19 protein-coding genes are annotated in these 15,912 nt (G+C 73.5%); 7 read left to right on the plus strand and 12 right to left on the minus strand.

Translation table 11 applies throughout. The features are described 5' to 3' along the window. Positions 1-20: 20 nt before the first annotated feature. Positions 21-818 carry an alpha/beta fold hydrolase gene (locus GA0070213_RS24855; protein ID WP_091069725.1) on the plus strand — a complete coding sequence of 266 codons (798 nt, stop codon included), beginning with the start codon at positions 21-23 and terminating at the stop codon, positions 816-818. A 94-nt stretch (positions 819-912) separates the two neighbouring features. On the opposite strand, the gene GA0070213_RS24860 is transcribed toward GA0070213_RS24855, so the two are convergent. The 6 genes from GA0070213_RS24860 to mtfM all read right to left on the minus strand — a co-directional run bounded on the left by GA0070213_RS24860 (position 913) and on the right by mtfM (position 5,216). Beyond that, positions 913-1,872: an asparaginase gene (locus tag GA0070213_RS24860; protein ID WP_091069726.1), complete on the minus strand. Its 960-nt coding sequence runs from the start codon at positions 1,870-1,872 to the stop codon at positions 913-915. Positions 1,873-1,966: 94 nt separating this feature from the next. Continuing rightward, positions 1,967-2,794, minus strand: coding sequence for a beta-keto acid cleavage family enzyme (locus tag GA0070213_RS24865; protein ID WP_091069729.1), 828 nt, complete (start codon positions 2,792-2,794; stop codon positions 1,967-1,969). Positions 2,795-2,895: 101 nt separating this feature from the next. Further along, positions 2,896-4,005 (minus strand): CAF17-like 4Fe-4S cluster assembly/insertion protein YgfZ, encoded by a 1,110-nt coding sequence (ygfZ, locus tag GA0070213_RS24870; protein WP_091069732.1) that lies wholly within the window; start codon positions 4,003-4,005, stop codon positions 2,896-2,898. Further along, entirely contained in the window at positions 4,002-4,433 is a 432-nt protein-coding gene (locus tag GA0070213_RS24875; protein WP_091069735.1) for a Fur family transcriptional regulator, read from the minus strand. The genes ygfZ and GA0070213_RS24875 overlap by 4 nt, the downstream gene beginning before the upstream one ends. A gap of 35 nt (positions 4,434-4,468) precedes the next feature. Next, positions 4,469-5,056 carry a heme-binding beta-barrel domain-containing protein gene (locus GA0070213_RS24880; RefSeq protein ID WP_091069737.1) on the minus strand — a complete coding sequence of 196 codons (588 nt, stop codon included), beginning with the start codon at positions 5,054-5,056 and terminating at the stop codon, positions 4,469-4,471. 55 nt (positions 5,057-5,111) lie between these two features. Further along, positions 5,112-5,216, minus strand: a complete 105-nt coding sequence (gene mtfM / locus GA0070213_RS32590) for a small membrane protein MtfM (protein ID WP_013475110.1) — start codon at positions 5,214-5,216, stop codon at positions 5,112-5,114. A gap of 12 nt (positions 5,217-5,228) precedes the next feature. Between mtfM and GA0070213_RS24885 the strand changes: the two genes are divergently transcribed. The 3 genes from GA0070213_RS24885 (at position 5,229) to GA0070213_RS24895 (ending at position 8,120) form a co-directional block, all read left to right on the plus strand. Next, a complete protein-coding gene (locus GA0070213_RS24885; protein WP_091069740.1) occupies positions 5,229-5,603 on the plus strand; it encodes a DsrE family protein in 375 nt (124 codons plus the stop codon). Positions 5,604-5,682: 79 nt separating this feature from the next. Next, on the plus strand, positions 5,683-6,066 hold the full coding sequence (locus GA0070213_RS24890; protein ID WP_091069742.1) for an SCP2 sterol-binding domain-containing protein: 384 nt from the start codon (positions 5,683-5,685) through the stop codon (positions 6,064-6,066). Further along, a complete protein-coding gene (locus GA0070213_RS24895) occupies positions 6,063-8,120 on the plus strand; it encodes an amylo-alpha-1,6-glucosidase (RefSeq protein WP_091069743.1) in 2,058 nt (685 codons plus the stop codon). Before GA0070213_RS24890 ends, GA0070213_RS24895 begins: the two co-directional genes overlap by 4 nt. A 13-nt stretch (positions 8,121-8,133) precedes the next feature. On the opposite strand, the gene GA0070213_RS24900 is transcribed toward GA0070213_RS24895, so the two are convergent. The 6 genes from GA0070213_RS24900 to GA0070213_RS24920 form a co-directional block, all read right to left on the minus strand. Beyond that, a complete protein-coding gene (locus tag GA0070213_RS24900) occupies positions 8,134-8,982 on the minus strand; it encodes a hypothetical protein (RefSeq protein ID WP_091069746.1) in 849 nt (282 codons plus the stop codon). Between the two features lie 382 nt (positions 8,983-9,364). Then, positions 9,365-9,688 carry a DUF1416 domain-containing protein gene (locus GA0070213_RS24905; protein WP_091069748.1) on the minus strand — a complete coding sequence of 108 codons (324 nt, stop codon included), beginning with the start codon at positions 9,686-9,688 and terminating at the stop codon, positions 9,365-9,367. 2 nt (positions 9,689-9,690) lie between these two features. Beyond that, positions 9,691-10,539, minus strand: a complete 849-nt coding sequence (locus GA0070213_RS24910) for a sulfurtransferase (RefSeq protein ID WP_091069751.1) — start codon at positions 10,537-10,539, stop codon at positions 9,691-9,693. 196 nt (positions 10,540-10,735) lie between these two features. Next, positions 10,736-10,813: an Ms5788A family Cys-rich leader peptide gene (locus GA0070213_RS32680; RefSeq protein ID WP_310503780.1), complete on the minus strand. Its 78-nt coding sequence runs from the start codon at positions 10,811-10,813 to the stop codon at positions 10,736-10,738. Positions 10,814-10,911: 98 nt separating this feature from the next. Further along, a complete protein-coding gene (locus GA0070213_RS24915; RefSeq protein ID WP_091069754.1) occupies positions 10,912-11,694 on the minus strand; it encodes an LmeA family phospholipid-binding protein in 783 nt (260 codons plus the stop codon). 82 nt (positions 11,695-11,776) lie between these two features. After that, positions 11,777-12,826: a hypothetical protein gene (locus GA0070213_RS24920; protein ID WP_091069757.1), complete on the minus strand. Its 1,050-nt coding sequence runs from the start codon at positions 12,824-12,826 to the stop codon at positions 11,777-11,779. Positions 12,827-13,071: 245 nt separating this feature from the next. On the opposite strand from GA0070213_RS24920, the gene GA0070213_RS24925 reads away from it, so the two are divergent. From GA0070213_RS24925 to mshD, 3 genes are all read left to right on the plus strand, one after another. Beyond that, positions 13,072-13,791 (plus strand): winged helix-turn-helix transcriptional regulator, encoded by a 720-nt coding sequence (locus tag GA0070213_RS24925; protein WP_217628656.1) that lies wholly within the window; start codon positions 13,072-13,074, stop codon positions 13,789-13,791. A 146-nt stretch (positions 13,792-13,937) separates the two neighbouring features. Continuing rightward, positions 13,938-14,762 (plus strand): polysaccharide deacetylase family protein, encoded by an 825-nt coding sequence (locus GA0070213_RS24930; RefSeq protein ID WP_091069760.1) that lies wholly within the window; start codon positions 13,938-13,940, stop codon positions 14,760-14,762. Positions 14,763-14,829: 67 nt separating this feature from the next. Continuing rightward, positions 14,830-15,786 carry a mycothiol synthase gene (mshD, locus tag GA0070213_RS24935; RefSeq protein ID WP_091069762.1) on the plus strand — a complete coding sequence of 319 codons (957 nt, stop codon included), beginning with the start codon at positions 14,830-14,832 and terminating at the stop codon, positions 15,784-15,786. Positions 15,787-15,912: the final 126 nt, after the last annotated feature.

Raw genomic sequence — 15,912 nt, forward strand, 5'->3', positions numbered from 1 at the left:
CGGTTCCGTACCGTCCCACCGTGACCAAGATCGAGATCAACGGCGCCTCGCTCGCGTACGACGAGGCCGGCGCCGGTAGCGTCGTGGTGCTGTTGCACGCCGGCATCGCGGACCGGCGGATGTGGCACGCGCAGGTGCCGGCGCTCGCCGCCCGGCACCGGGTGATCGTCCCGGACCTGCGCGGCTACGGCGACTCGGAGCTGCCGACCACCCCGTTCACCCACCACGACGACGTGCTCGGGCTGCTCGACGCGCTCGGCGTCGAGCGGGCCGCGCTGGTCGGCTGCTCGTTCGGCGGGCGGGTCGCGGTGGACACCGCGCTGGCCCACCCGGATCGGGTGAGCGCGCTGGCGCTGTTCGGCGCCCCGGTCTCCGGAAACGAGTGGTCCGAGGAGACCGAGCAGCTCTGGGAGGACCTGGTCGGCGACGTGGACCCGGAGGACTTCGCGGCCACCGCCGCCGGCGAGGTGCGCTTCTGGGTGGTCGGGCCGACCCGGCAGCCGGCCGACGTCGACCCGGAGCTGATCCGGTTCGCCGAGGAGATGGACCGCCGGGCACTCGCGGCCGAGCAGGCGCTGAGCGCGATCGAGGTGGGCGAGCTGGACCCACCGGCGATCGACCGGCTGCACGAGCTGCGGATGCCGGTGCTCACCGCCGCCGGCGCCGACGACCTGCCCGACATCCGCCGCCTGGCCGACCGCATCGCCGCCGAGGCCCCGCAGGGCCGACGCCTCCCCGACATCCCCGCCGCCGCCCACCTGCTCCCCCTGGAGCGCCCCACCGAGGTGAACGCGGCCCTGCTCGACTTCCTCCCCTGACGCCCACCCCCCTCGTCGATCTTGCACTTACCGCCCCGGCGAACCGGCCGTAACGGGCGGATCGGGGGCCGAAAGTGCAAGATCGACGGCGGTGTCACCAGAGGGGGCGGACCGCCCCGACCGGGAGGCCGCCGCCGAGGAGCGGCAGTTCGGCGTACTCGGTGAGGATCGGGGCGCGCACCTCCAGGCGGGACAGGGCGGAGGCCAGGACCGGCATCCGGGCGCGGGTCGCGCCGTCGTCGATCTTCAGAGCGACCGCGCCGACGTCCGGGACCGCCGCCGCCATCACACCCTCCGCGCCGATCTTGGCCAGGAGCCCGGGTACGCCGCGCATCAGCCGGGTGTCGTCGGCCAGGGTGCCGCCGACCATCTCCGGGTACGCCCGCATCGCGTCCGCCACGGTCCGCTCGGCGGTGCCCGGCTCGGCGGTGACCAGCCGCAGGAAGGCGCGCGCCAGCCCGGTCAACGAGACGGCGTGCACCGGCGCGCCGCAGCCGTCCACCCCGATCGCCGTCGCCCGCTCGCCGGTGAACTCCTCGACGGTCGCGGTCAGTCGCTGCTGGAGCGGATGCTCCGGCCGCCAGTAGCCGTCCAGCGGCCAGCCGGCGGCCAGGCAGGTGAGCAGCATGCCGGCGTGCTTGCCCGAGCAGTTCATCAGGACCCGGGACGGGCCACCGCCGGCCCGCAGCACCGCCTCCCGGGCCGCCTCGCCGAACGGCAGGTCCGCCGGGCAGTGCAGCGCGTCCTCGCCCAGCCCGGCGCCGCGCAGCACCGCGACCACCCGCTCGACGTGGAACTCCTCGCCCGCGTGGCTCGCGGCGACCAGCGCCACGTCGGCCGGGTCGGTCAGCGGCAGCCCGGCCCGGAGCATGCCGATCGCCTGCATCGGCTTGTTCGACGAGCGGGGAAAGATCGGCGAGGCGACGTCACCCGCCCCGGCGACAGGCGAGCCGGCGGCGTCGAGCACCACCACGGAGCCCCGGTGGAGGCCCTCCACGAACCCGGACCGGACCACCTCGGCGAGCGGCACGCCGCCCTCGTACGTCTTTCCCACGAGATGGACGGTACCGACGGGATGCTGCGGGTCCGCAGCGGGGTGACCTGCGACGTCGACCTCGGCCGTACAAGGGTGGATGCGCGCGCGCCGCTTACACGCCGAGCAGCGTACGGGCCTGGGCGGTGGTCAGCGGCGGGCGCTGGGCGAGCTGGGCGAAGCCGACCGCCCGCGCGACGAGCTGCATGTTGGACTCCACCGGGCGGCCCTTGGCGTAGGTGACCGTGTCCTCCATGCCCACCCGCAGGTGACCGCCGGCCGACAGCGAGGCCAGCATCACCGGGATGGTGCTGCGCCCGATGCCGGTGGCCGAGAACGTGGTGCCCTCCGGCAGGTCCCGCAGCATCTGCTGGGCGGCCACCAGGGTGGCCGTGGTGCCCGGCATGCCACCCGGCACGCCCATCACGAAGTCGACGTGCACGTGCCCGCCGTGCGGCAGCCCGTACTTGCCGAGCAGCCGCTGCAACGCGGTGAGGTGGCCCAGCTCGAAGATCTCGTACTCGGGGACGACGCCCCGTTCCTGCATCCGGGTGTGCAGGTCGACGATGAACTCCCAGCGGTTGAGGAACACGTCGTCGCCGAAGTTGACAGTGCCCATGGTGCAGGAGGCCATGTCCGGCGCGGCGTCGACGACGGCCAGCCGGTGTGCCTCCGGGTCGGTCACCGCGCCGCCGGAGGAGAGCTGCACGATCAGGTCGGTGCTCTCCCGCAGCGCCGTCACGGTCTCCCGCAGCCGGCCCTGGTCGAGCGTGGGCCGCGCCTCGTCGTCGCGGATGTGGACGTGGATCACGGCCGCGCCGAGCGCCTCGCACTCCTTGGCGGTCAGCAGCAGTTCGTCGAGCGTCACCGGCAGCGCCGGCACCTCCGCCTTGGCCGACTCCGCGCCGGTGGGGGCAACCGTGATCAACGTCCCTGTCGTCATGCCCCGGATCCTAGACCGCTCCCCGACCGCAAGTCTTCCCGCGTGAGGGGTGTTAAGCGGGGGCCCTTCCTCTACCGGAGGCGTTAATAAGGGGCCCTTCCTTACACATCGATGGCGGCGGCGCTGTCGCCCACCATCAGGCGCGCGTCGTCGGGGGTGTTGCGCTTGACGACGGCGAGCGCGATCTGACCCAGCTCGTAGTGGTGCACCGCGGTGCCGACGAACCCGACGGTCCGGCCGTCCAGCGTCACCGGCGTGCCGGCGGCCGGCGGCTGGTCGCTCGCGACGCCGTCCAGGTGCAGCAGCGCGAGCCGGCGCGGCGGCCGGCCCAGGTTGTGCACCCGGGCCACCGTCTCCTGCCCCCGGTAGCAGCCCTTGTCCAGGTGCACGGCCGGGGCGATCAGGTCCACCTCGGCGGGGATCGTCCGGTGGTCGGTGTCCACGCCCACCCGGGCCCGGCGGGCCGCCACCCGGATCGCCTCGTACGCCCACAGCCCGGCCACCGGCACACCCGCGCCGCGCAGCCGGTCCACCACAGCGGCCATCGCCGGGCGGGGCACCAGCAGGTCGACGCCGAGCGCCACCCGCCGGGCCCAGCCGCCGGTCGGCAACGGCTTGACGTCGTACCGCACGGAGGGCCGCGCGGGCACCTCGCCGGAGCGGAACTTCGGGCCCGGCACCCCGACCAGGTCGGGTGCGGCCAGCTCGGCGACGCCGAGCGTGGCGACCGCGTCGGTGGCCTCCGGGCCGACCAGGGACAGCAGCGCGTGCTCGGCGGTGGCGTCGCGCGGGTCGACCTTGCTGAAGAACCGCATCCGCTCCAGGTACGACAGCAGCCCGCCGGTCATCCCCGGCTCGGTGTCCAGCCAGGTGGTCTCGCCGTCCTCGGCGACCAGGGCGTGCTGCTCGACGTGGCCGTTCGGGGAGAGCACCAGCAACTCGGTGCCCTGCCACGGGGCCAGGCCGGACAGGTGCTGGCTGGTCAGGGTGTGCAGCCAGCCGATCCGCTCCTCGCCCGGCACCGCGACGACGCCCCGGTGCGACCGGTCGACCAGACCCACGCCGGTGGCCAGGACGCGCTGCTCGCGCATCGGGTCGCCGTAGTGCGCGGCCACCGGAGCCACGCCGGCCGCCCGGTGGGCCGCCTCGGGCTGGTCCCGGGTCTGCTCGTCGATGGCGTCGGTGATCACCGCGCCGGCAATGTCGATCATGTGGGTTCCCCGTTCTGTGCGCACCGACCGCAGACCCCGAAGAGCGCCACGTGCCCGATGTCGACCTGGAAGCCGCGCTGCGCGGCCAGCTGGTCGGCGAGCGGCCGGAGCATCTCCGGGGAGATCTCGTCGATCGCCCCGCACTCCCGGCACACCAGGTGCACGTGCTGGTGCTCGCCGGCCGCGTGGTAGGTCGGCGAGCCGTGCGAGAGGTGGGTGTGGGTGACCAGGCCGAGCCGTTCCAGCAGCTCCAGCGTGCGGTAGATGGTGGTGATGTTGACCCCGGCCGCGACCTCACGGACCGCCGTGTGGACCTGCTCCGGGGTGGCGTGCCCCAACTCCAGGACGGCCCGCAGGACCAGCTGCCGCTGCGCCGTCAGCCGCAGCCCGCGCGAGCGGAGCAGTTCCGCGAGGGAGGATTCGGACACCCTCCGATCATAGTTCGGCCGTCGCGCCGCTCCGGTCAGCCGGCCACCCGGATCAGGCGGGCGGAGAGGTGCGGGCTGAGCGGGTGACCCATCGCGGCCATCTCCTGCGCGTAGAGCAGGGCGCCCTCGACGATGCCGAACAGGCGGGCGCCGGCCGTGACCTCCTTCGCCGTCGCGGTGCGGACGACCGCGTCGGTGGAGAACTCGATCTGGGTGCCCTTGCGCTTGCCGATGTGCAGCTCCATCACGCCGGTCGGCACGCTCATCAGCGCCTCGATCTCGTCGGTGACCCGCTCGCCGTCCAGCACCGGACGCCACCAGCCGACCTCGCGACCGGCCGGGCGGACCGGTCGGCTCTGCTCGTCGAGGATCCAGGCCCGCGACTCGTAGAGCAGGAACGGCCGGCCGTCGTGGCTGATCCGGATCTCCTGGGCGAAGTCGAAGTCCTCGATCGTCGGGAAGCCGCCCCGACCCCGGCCGCGCCACACCCCGATGTACGGCAGCAGCCCGTCCAGGCTGGGGTGCAGCTTCGGGCCGACGCGCAGGTCGTGGCTCTCCTCGTACGGGTACTCCTCGACCGGGGGCGCGTTCAGCCACGGCGGCTGAAGCGGATTCTCACTCACCGGGCCACCTTCGTTCGCGCCTGCGGGGCTCGCAAACCCGGCTCACTCCTCACGCTCACCATCTACCTCTTGCTATCCGGACCGCGACATAGACCAGGCCACCGGCGAGCGCGCCGAGGCCGGCGACCAGCAGGCTGACGAACCCGATCTCGGTAACCATCCGGGCCATCCTATGCTGGGCGGCATGACGCGCACTCTCGTCGTCAAGGCCACCGCCGGGGCGGACGCCCCGGAACGCTGCGCCCAGGCGTTCACCGTCGCCGCCACCGCGGCCGCGGCCGGGGTGGACGTGTCGCTCTGGCTGACCGGCGAGTCGACCTGGTTCGCGTTGCCCGGTCGGGCGGAGTCGTTCGAGCTGCCGCACTCGGCGCCGCTGGGCGAGCTGCTGCACGTGATCCTCACCACCGGCCGGGTGACCGCCTGCACCCAGTGCGCCGCCCGCCGGGACATCGGCCCGGACGACGTGCTGCCGGGCGTCCGGATCGCCGGGGCGGCGGTCTTCGTCGAGGAGGCGATGGCCGAGGGCGTGCAGGCCCTGGTCTACTGAACCGGCCCGCCGGGTTGTCCATTCTGACCGGTGCGCCGATCCTGACCCGTTATGCCCCATTCGCGCCTACCATTCGAATGTGAGTGAGGCGATCGAACGATTCTTCGCGTCCCTGCCGGCGCGCGCCCCCGCCCTGTTGCGCAGCCCGATCGGCGGCACCCTCCAGATCGACCTGACCGACGGCAACCACACCGAACATTGGTACGTGACGCTGGCGCCCGGCTCGGCCCGGGTCAGCCGGCAGGAGGAACACCCGGCGGACGCCGTCCTCACCATCGGCACCCCGCTCTTCGAAGGCCTGGTCACCGGCCGGGAGGCCGCGCTGTCGGTGGTGCTGCGCAACGAGGCCACGTTCGGCGGGCACGTCGTGCTGTTCCTGGCGCTCCGCCGCTTCCTGCCCGACCCGCCCGACGTCCGGGACCCCCGGGAGACCGCCCGCGAACACGTCCGGCGGTCGGCGTGAAGGAACGGGTCAGCATCCTCGACGGCAACACGTTCCTGGTCAGCGACCGACGCGGCAACATCGAACCGTCGTACGACTTCCCCACCGGGCTGTTCTCCTTCGACACCCGGTTCATCTCGACCTGGATCCTCTCCCTCGACGGCCAACTGCTGCACGCGCTCTCCATCGACGACTCGCTCTCCTACAAGACCCGGTTCTTCATGGTCCCCGGCGAACCGACGCACTACCTGGACGCGGACGTGTCGGTGATCCGCAGCCGCTCCATCGGCGGCAGCTTCGACGAGGAACTGACCCTGCTCAACCACTCCGAGCAGGAGAAGGAGTTCCGTCTCCGGCTCGACATCGGCTCCGACTTCGCCGACCTCTTCGAGATCAAGCACCAGCGGGAGAAGAAGGGCAGCACCACGCCGACGGTGGAGGAGAACGGCCTGCGGCTCACCTACCGCCGGCAGGGATTCCACCGGGAGGCCATGATCAGCAGTACCGCCCCGGCCGAGGTCGACCGGGACGGGATGACGTTCCGGATCCGCATCGCGGCGCACGGCGAGTGGACCACCCGGCTGCACGTCGCCACCGTGATCTACGGGGCGCGGGGCGAGGACATCCGGGCCACCCTGCCACTCGGCGGCCACCGCTCGGTGGCGGCCATCGAGGCCGAGCAGAACGCGCTCATCGAACGCGCGCCCACGCTGGGCTGCGACTGTGAGCCGCTGGCCGGGGCGTACCGGCGCAGCCTCACCGACCTGGCCGCCCTCCGGTACGAGTCGATCACGCTCGGCGTGCGGCTGGTCGCCGCCGGCCTGCCCTGGTTCATGACGCTGTTCGGCCGGGACAGCATCTTCACCTCGCTGCAGATCCTGCCCTTCCTGCCCGAGATGATCCAGCCGACCATCCTCATGCTGGCCGGGTTGCAGGGCGTGCGGATCGACGACTTCCGGGACGAGGAGCCCGGCAAGATCCTGCACGAACTGCGGTACGGCGAGACCGCCGGCTTCCAGGAGCAGCCGCACTCCCCGTACTACGGCGCGGCCGACACCACCGCGCTCTTCGTGATCCTGCTCGACGAGTACGAGCGGTGGACCGGGGACACGAAGCTGGTGCGCCAACTGGAACAGGAGACCCGGGCGGCGCTGGCCTGGCTCGACACGTACGGGGACCTGCTCGGCACGGGCTACGTCTGGTACATGACCCGCAACCCGGAGAGCGGACTGCCCAACCAGTGCTGGAAGGACTCCCCGGACGCCATCTCCTACTCCGACGGCCGGCTGCCGCCGTTCCCCCGCGCCACCTGCGAACTACAGGGGTACGCCTACGACGCCAAGCGGCGCGGCGCCCGGATGGCCCGCGAGCTGTGGGGCGACCCGGCGTACGCGGACCGGCTGGAACGCGAGGCGGCGGCGCTCAAGGAGCGGTTCAACCGCGACTTCTGGATCCCGGAACGGGAGTACTACGCGCTGGCCCTCGACCCGCAGGGCCGGCACGTGGACGCGCTCACCTCCAACATCGGCCACCTGCTGTGGAGCGGCATCGTCGACGAAGCCCGCGCGCCGGCGGTCGCCGCGCACCTGCTCGGCCCGCGCCTCTTCTCCGGCTGGGGCGTCCGCACGCTCGCCGACGACCAGGGCCGCTACAACCCGATCGGCTACCACGTCGGCACGGTGTGGCCGTTCGACAACTCGATCATCGCCTGGGGCCTGTGGAAGTACGGCTTCCGGGACGAGGCGGGCCAGATCTGCGACGCGATGCTCAGCGCGTCCCGCTACTTCAACGGGCGGCTCCCCGAGGCGTTCGCCGGCTACGAACGCGGCCTCACCGACTACCCGGTGCAGTATCCGACCGCGTGCAGCCCGCAGGCCTGGTCCGCCGGCACCCCCCTGCTGCTGCTCCGGGTGATGCTGGGGCTGGAGCCGCAGGGCGAGCACCTGATCATCGATCCGGCGGTGCCGCCGGGGATGGGCCGGGTGGAACTGCTCGACATCCCCGGCCGGTGGGGACGGGTGGACGCGTTGGGCCGCAGCCGCGCCCCGCACGACGACGAGAACCACCGGCACTGAGCCCGGCCGGGGTTCAGGACGGGCAGGAGGTGGTCACCGCCACCCGGACCCGCTCGTCGACCCGCTCCGCCAGCACCGCCGGATCACCCGGTCGGGCGTACCGGTCGACGGAGTCCACCACCGGCGCGGCGCCGGCGCCGAACGCGGCGGCCAGCCGCTGGTCCGCCGGCGCGGCCGCCTCGGCGCGGGCGGTCCGGGCGGTGCCACCGCCGGGGCAGGGCGCGGTCAGCACCTGGACCGCCCCGGTCGCGCCGCCCCAGCGGCCCAACGCGCGGGCCAGCGCGGCGGACTCCCCGGCGGCGTCGGCGGCCGGGGCGCGGTAGCCCGCGCCGACCGGACGGCAGCCGGTGGCGGCGGTCAGCAGCACCCGCCCGGGCCCACCGGGCCGGCCCTCGACCGCCACGAAGTCGCCGGCGTCGGCGCGCAGCAGCGGCTCGCCGTCGAACGACGAGACGCCCGCCCGCCATTCCGACGGCAACCGGTCGGCCACCCGACGCAGCACGTCGCGGGCGTCGCCGCCGGCGGTCGCCACCTCGATGCCGCGCTCCAGGGCCGTGCCCCGTTCCAGCGGGGTCACCCGGCAGTCCCGCTCCAGCCGGTCGGGCAGGAGCGCCGGCACCCCCGCCGCACCGACCGCGGCACTCAGCTCGCCGATCGCCCGGTCCACCACCGGGCCGGCCTGGTCCAGGGAGCGCTGCTCCTTGACGGTGGGCGGATCGTTGCGTACGGACCACCAGGTCAACCCGGCGAGCAGCACCGCCCACACCACCGCGGCGACCACCAACCAGCGCTGCCGGCGCCGGCCGGAACCGACCTGGTCGGGACGGGTGGGCGGGGCGTAGCCCGGCTGGACGGCACTCACCGGGTCATGGTGTCACGCGTCGGCGAACCGCCCGCCCGCGGCTGGGCACCCCGGTCAGGCCGGGACGGACCGCCGGGACAGCAGCCACAACAGGTAGAAGGGGCGCTGACGCAGCTCGCCGCGACGGTCGCCACCGCGGCGCCGGCGGCCTGCAGGTAGCGACGGGCGTAGCCGGCGACGTCGTCAGGCACCTCGGTCCCCTCTCGGCGCGGCGGAAGGCCGGCGCCCAGCGTGCCACCCCCGGGCAAGGAGAGCCGTGGACGCCCGTGGCCCGCCACCCCGGACGGGGGCGGCGGGCCACGATCTCAGCGTGTGGGTCAGGCGGCGCGGGCGTTAAGAAGGGGCCCTTCCTCTACCGGAAGCGTTAACAGGGGGCCCCTCCTTACACCTTCACGGTGACGGTGACCTCGTTGATGCCGCGGGCGGCCGTGACGGCGGTGTCGCCGTTGCCGTGGCGGGAGAGCGCCCGCAGCGTCCACGAGCCCGGCGCGGCGAAGAACCGGAACTGACCGGCCGGGGACGTCACCACCTCGGCGGTGAACTCACCCGTCGAGTCGAGCAGCCGGACGTACGCGCCCGGCACGGCCTCGCCGGACTCGGCCAGCACCTGACCGGTGATCACGGTTTCCTTCTCCAGGTCCAGGCTCGCCGGCAGGGGGGCGGCCTGGTCCGGCGCGGCGCAGCCGGCAGCGGTCGGAGCGGTCATGGTCACGCCTCCCCGGGCTCGTCGCCGAGGGCCACCGGCACACCGACCAGCGAGCCGTACTCGGTCCAGGATCCGTCGTAGTTCTTCACGTTCCGGTGCCCGAGCAGCTCCTGGAGCACGAACCAGGTGTGCGACGAGCGCTCGCCGATCCGGCAGTAGGCGATGGTCTCCTTGCCGTCGTCCAGCCCGGCGGCGGCGTAGATCTTGCGCAGCTCGTCGTCGGACTTGAACGTGCCGTCCTCGTTGGCCGCCTTGGACCATGGCACGCTGATCGCGGTCGGCACGTGCCCGGCCCGCTGCGCCTGCTCCTGCGGGAGGTGGGCCGGGGCGAGCAGCCGGCCGGCGTACTCGTCGGGGCTGCGCACGTCGACCAGGTTCTTGGTGCCGATCGCGTCGACCACCTCGTCGCGGAACGCGCGGATCGAGGTGTCCGGCGCCTGCGCGACATACTGCGTGGCCGGGCGGGTCACCGCGTCCTGCACGAGCGGGCGGGCGTCCAGCTCCCACTTCTTGCGGCCGCCGTCGAGCAGCTTGACGTCGCGGTGGCCGTAGAGCTTGAAGTACCAGTACGCGTACGCGGCGAACCAGTTGTTGTTGCCGCCGTAGAGGATGACGGTGTCGTCGTTGGCGATGCCCCGCTCGGAGAGCAACGCGGCGAACTGCTCCTGGTTGACGAAGTCCCGGCGGATCTGGTCCTGCAGGTCGGTCTTCCAGTCGAGCTTGATCGCGCCGGCGATGTGGCCGGTGTCGTAGGCCGAGGTGTCCTCGTCGACCTCGACGAAGACGACGCCCGGGGCGTCGAGGTTCTTCTCGGCCCACTCGGCCGAGACGAGTGCGGTGTCGCGACTCATCAGATCACTCCCTGGTGAGGATGGGTGGTGAGCCTGCGCGCGGAGATCGAAGTCGGTGGTTGTCGCACCACGCGCGGGACCCAGAGCTAGGAACGGATCACGGGTACGTGCGACGGCGCCGCTGCCGGGCGTTGAGGGGGGTGTTGTGGACCCTTGGTGCCGATGGCCGCTCAGGCGGCCGGAGACAGCCCCGCCGTCAGATGACGGGGCGACACAGGCAGGTGGCCACGCGGCACAGGTCGACCGCGCGCCGTTTGGTGAGGTGGGTCCCCATGGGCAGGGACACTACCAGCCGGACCGGCAGGTGGCACCGGCCCGACCAGCATGCGAGATCGAGGAGCGACAGCCGGCTGAGTTGATGCAGGCCGGCTCTCAGCCGGCGGAGTTGATCGGGACGTTCTTGGCGTCCGCGTCGACCACCAGGCCCTCCGGCGTCGGCTGGACCTTGCGGAGGTTGAGCTGGAACGGCAGCTCCGGCAGCGGCACGTCGATCGAGATGCTCTTGGCGTAGTTGGCCAGCAGCGTCCGGGCCAGCGCCACGTTCGGCAGGCCCTCGGCGGTGAGGTCGTTGAACCGCAGCGCCACCTTGCCGTCGGCCACTGTCACGTCGGCGATGCCGTTGACGGTCAGCTTGACGCCCAGGATGTCCACCGGCGCGGTCACCGCCAGCTTGCCGTCCCGCTCGCCGAGCGTCAGGCCGGGCCGCTTGATCAGCTTGGCCAGGCTGTCGTAGGTGACGGTGCCCCGCCCGTCGACGGTCTGGGCCACCACGTCGCCCTGACCGGAGCGGAGCGTGTCCAGCGACGCGGTCACGTTGCGGGCGTCCACGTCCAGCCGGGGCACGTCGACCGCGCCGCCCTGCACATTGCCCTTCACGTCGGTCAGCTGGATCGAGATGCGCTCGTACTTCCCGGCCAACACCTGGTTGAGGAACGGAAATCCACCCACCTCGACCGTGGGCGCGGCGGACTGCGCGTCCTGCTTGCTGAGCTCCTGCCGCACCTGGTCGGCGATGGCCCGCTCGGCGACCCCGGCCGCCACCCGGTCGGCGACGACCAGTAGCCCGCCCAGTACCAGCAGCAGGACGACGAAACCGATCAGCACCTTCCGGCCCCGGCGACGGGGCCGGCCCTCCGCCGGGTACGCCTCTGCCACGCCGCCTCCAAGCCTCGCCGCCGTCACCGCGTCTCGCGGCGCAACCGTACTTACCCGGGGCGAGACTTCTCCAACCGGGCGCTCAGAGGAAGAGCACGCACATGGCGTACGCGGCGGGAGCGGCGAGCGCGAAGCCGCCCAGCGGCCCCTGCATGTGCCGGGCCACCCACATGGTGGGCGGCTCGCCGGCCATCAGCCGGCCCGCCTCGGCGTACCCCACCGCGAGGTCGGCCAGCACGGCGGTGGCCGCGGTGACCACCCCGACCAGCGCGGCGCTCGTCGGGGTGAAGCCGACCAGGTAACTGCCGAGCACGGCGCTGGTCAGCGTGCCGAGCATGGCGCCCGCGACGACGCCGGCCGCGCCACGGGGCACCTGCGGGGCGAGTCGGGGCCACGGCGCCACCGCGTCGGTCAGCCGCGCCACCAGCAGGGCCACCCCGGCGGCGGTGAGGCAGACGGTGATCGCCTGGGTGCCCTTGGGGATCCGGCTGAGCACGATCAGCGAGGCGAACGCGACCACCCCGACCACGATGAGCAGGGTGCCGCCCAGCGAGTCGGTGACCCGGACCCGGTCCACCCGGCGGACGAGCTGCCCGAGCACGCCGAGCACGAGGCCGGCGACCGCGGCGTAGCCGAGCGGGGCCAGGCCGGCGATGTCCGACTGCACGGCGGCGACGTCGGCGATCGCCGCGGTGCCGGCGCTGACCAGCGCGACGACCAGCAGCGCGGGCGGCCGCATGGCCATGGTCCAGGCGAGCACGTAGAGCAGTTGGACGCCGAAGATGATGGCGGCGAACGGCAGCCGGTGCCCCGGCCCCGCGGTCTGCGCCCCGAGCACCAGGCCGACGCCGAGCAGCGCGGCGAAGCCGGCGACGGTCAGCGCCAGCGGCCGGCGGAACTCCACCGGCGGCACCTCTTCCTCGGGCGCGGCCTCCGAGGCGTCGTCGGGGCGGCGGCCGGGGCCGCCCTTGCGAAGCCGGCGCGGGCCCTTCCGCGCGCGCGGCTCCGCCTCCTCCCCGTCCGGCCCGGTGCGCGGGGCGGGCGGGTAGCCACGGGCGGGGCCGGACGGCCCGGAGGACGGGTCGTCGGCCCACGGTTCACGACCGGCGTCGCGCGAGGTGGAGGGAAACACGCCCCGATCGTGCCAGACCCGGGCGGCTCGGCGGAGGTCACGGTTTCGGCAACGTTAAAACCTGAGCCGCGATCGAGGGCAGAAAGGGCAAACAGGAAAAGGCGTGAAGGTGACGGCCGGACCATCGGTTAGGCTCACCCCGTTACCCCGCCCGTCAGCGACGCCGGGACCCACGCAAGTTCACAGCGCCGCCCCACCCGGGTGTGCCGCTGGTCGCGCGCGGCCGAAGGGCCGCCGGGACGGAGGTGATCGTGGAGCTCCTGCTGCTCGTGACCGCACGTGCTGGTGAGCCGTCGGCGGTGCTGCCGGCACTCGACCTGCTGCCGCACTCGGTGCGCACCGCACCCCGTGACGTGCGCACCCTGGTTTCCGGTCCGACCCCGGACGCCGTCCTGGTGGACGCCCGCTCCGAGTTGAGCGAGGCGCGGGCCACCTGCCGGATGCTGCACGCCACCGGGCTCGGCGTGCCGCTGGTCGCGGTGGTCACCGAGGCCGGTCTGATCGCGTTGAACGCCGACTGGGGCGTGGACGACGTCATCCTCGCCGCGGCCGGCCCGGCCGAGGTGGAGGCCCGGCTGCGGCTGGCGGTCGGCCGGCTGAGCAACGCGGTGGCCGGCGCCGGCGGCTCGATCCGGGCCGGCGAGCTGAACATCGACCCGGACACCTACGCCGCGAAGCTGAAGGGTCGGCCGCTCGACCTGACCTACAAGGAGTTCGAGCTGCTGAAGTTCCTCGCCCAGCACCCGGGGCGGGTGTTCACCCGGGACCAGTTGCTGCGTGAGGTCTGGGGCTACGACTACTTCGGCGGCACCCGCACGGTCGACGTGCACGTCCGGCGGCTGCGCGCCAAGCTCGGCTCGGAGTACGAGTCGATGATCGGCACGGTCCGCCAGGTCGGCTACAAGTTCGTGGTGCCGCCGTCGCGCTCGCTGCCGGAGTCGGAGCCGGCCCCGCTGCCGGTCTGACCGCCACCCCCACTGGGGGGCACTTTTCCCATATGCCCTATTTGCGCGCCAAGCCGCCCCATATCCTGACTGCCGGATTCGTCAGGCTGAGGGGGGCCAACGGTGCGCGCGGTGACCACGGGGGCGGCGAACGGCCGGTACCACTGATGCCCGGCTCGACGCTGAAGGCGGTGGCGGTCGTCACCGCGGTGCTCGCCGGGCTGCTGGCCTCCGCGTACGCGCTGGGCCGCAGCCTGGTCGCCGAGCCGCACCCGTCGACGGCGGGCGCGTCCACCTCGGCCTACGGCCCGCGCTACGCCGACCAGCCGCCCAGCGGCGACCCCGGCACGCCGAGCCCGGACCCGGCCCCGGACGCGGCCGACGGCACCGGCCCGTACGGCGCGCACGTCAGCACCGGCTCCGCCCGGGTCGCACTGACCTTCGACGACGGCCCCGACCCCCGGTGGACGCCCCAGGTGCTCGCCCTGCTGAGCCAGTACGGCGTGAAGGCCACGTTCTGCGTCGTCGGCGAGAACGCCGAGAGCTACCCGGACCTGGTCCGGTCGATCGCGGCCGAGGGGCACACCCTGTGCAACCACTCCTGGAAGCACGACGTCAACCTCGGCAGACGCACCCCGGAGACGATCCGGACGGACCTGGTGCGCACCAACGACGCCATCCTGGCCGCCGTCCCGAACGCCCACGTCGCCTACTACCGCCAGCCGGGCGGGGTCTGGACACCGCAGGTGATGTCGGCCTGCGCGCGGCTGGGTCTCACCCCGCTGCACTGGAGCGTCGACCCGTCGGACTGGAAGACGCCGGGCGCCACCGCCATCGAGACCACGGTCCGTACCCAGACCGGGCCGGGCTCGATCGTGCTGATGCACGACGCGGGTGGGGACCGCTCCGGCACGGTCACCGCGTTGCAGCGGCTGCTGCCCGAGTTGCTGGCCCGGTTCGAGCTGGAGCCACTGCCCACCGGCGCCGCGTGACGCGCACCACCACCCGCCTCGTCGCTCCACCGTCAACGGCGGCCTGCCGGCCGCTACCGTGACTCAGATGAGCAGCACCGAGCCGACGAGTGGTGGCGGACCCGACACGGCGGCCCCGGGCGACCGGGTGGACTCCGCCGGCCGGCTGACGGCGCCCGAGGTCGCCGAGGTGCTGGCGCTGGCCCGGGCCGCCGGCGACGCCGACGGCGCCGACCCGCTCGACGAGCACGTGCTGCTGCGGATGCGCGACCCCGAGGCGCCGGCCGTGCACCTCACCGCCCGCGCGGCCGACGGGACCCTGACCGGGTACGCGCACCTCGACACCACCGCCCCTGCCGAGGGGGTCGGCGTGGAACTGGCGGTACATCCGGGCCACCGGCGGCGGGGCACCGGGCGGGCGCTGGCCCGGGGTGTGCTCGCCGCCACGCCGGGGCCGCTGCGCGCCTGGGCGCACGGCGACCACCCGTCGGCCGCCGCGCTCGCGGTCGACCTGGGCTTCACCCGCGCCCGGGTGCTCTTCCAGCTGCGCCGGCCGCTGACCGAGGCGGTGCCCGCACCGGCCCTGCCCGAGGGCGTCGAGCTGCGGGCGTTCCGGCCCGGCGAGGACGACGAGGCCTGGCTGGCGGTCAACAACGCCGCGTTCGCCCAGCACCCCGAGCAGGGCCGGTGGACCCTCGACGACCTGCGCGTACGGTTCGCCGAGCCGTGGTTCGACAGGGCCGGCTTCCTGCTCGCGGTGGACGCCGCCACCGGTCGGCTGCTCGGTTTCCACTGGACCAAGGTGCACGAGCGGCAGGGGTCGGCCCGGATCGGCGAGGTCTACGTGCTCGGTGTCGACCCGTCCGTCCACCGCGGCGGGCTCGGCCGGGCGCTCACCGCCGCCGGCCTGGCCCACCTGCGCGACCGGCGCGGGCTGGACCGGGTGATGCTCTACGTCGACGAGAGCAACACCGGGGCGGTCGCGCTCTACGAGCGGCTCGGCTTCGCCCGCTGGTCCGCGCACGTCAACTACCAGCGCGACTGAGCGCCGGCGGGGCAGAAATCGCCCTCGGCGGCGCCGACGGGTCGCCAGTTCACGAAATGGACAGGCCCACCTCAGCGTACGGCCACCTGGTCGGACGGACGTGTTCATCCCGCGTTCACTTCCGAC

Source organism: Micromonospora humi (assembly GCF_900090105.1).
Taxonomy (GTDB): domain Bacteria; phylum Actinomycetota; class Actinomycetes; order Mycobacteriales; family Micromonosporaceae; genus Micromonospora; species Micromonospora humi.

What these genes read in the sequence shown, in the direction of transcription:
- GA0070213_RS24865 (WP_091069729.1), bottom strand. Translation starts at nt 2,794, where the DNA reads ATGACGACAGGGACGTTGATCACGGTTGCCCCCACCGGCGCGGAGTCG.
- ygfZ (WP_091069732.1), bottom strand. Translation starts at nt 4,005, where the DNA reads ATGATCGACATTGCCGGCGCGGTGATCACCGACGCCATCGACGAGCAG.
- mtfM (WP_013475110.1), bottom strand. Translation starts at nt 5,216, where the DNA reads ATGGTTACCGAGATCGGGTTCGTCAGCCTGCTGGTCGCCGGCCTCGGC.
- GA0070213_RS24885 (WP_091069740.1), top strand. Translation starts at nt 5,229, where the DNA reads ATGCTGGGCGGCATGACGCGCACTCTCGTCGTCAAGGCCACCGCCGGG.
- GA0070213_RS24905 (WP_091069748.1), bottom strand. Translation starts at nt 9,688, where the DNA reads ATGACCGCTCCGACCGCTGCCGGCTGCGCCGCGCCGGACCAGGCCGCC.
- GA0070213_RS24910 (WP_091069751.1), bottom strand. Translation starts at nt 10,539, where the DNA reads ATGAGTCGCGACACCGCACTCGTCTCGGCCGAGTGGGCCGAGAAGAAC.
- GA0070213_RS32680 (WP_310503780.1), bottom strand. Translation starts at nt 10,813, where the DNA reads ATGGGGACCCACCTCACCAAACGGCGCGCGGTCGACCTGTGCCGCGTG.
- GA0070213_RS24930 (WP_091069760.1), top strand. Translation starts at nt 13,938, where the DNA reads ATGCCCGGCTCGACGCTGAAGGCGGTGGCGGTCGTCACCGCGGTGCTC.
- mshD (WP_091069762.1), top strand. Translation starts at nt 14,830, where the DNA reads ATGAGCAGCACCGAGCCGACGAGTGGTGGCGGACCCGACACGGCGGCC.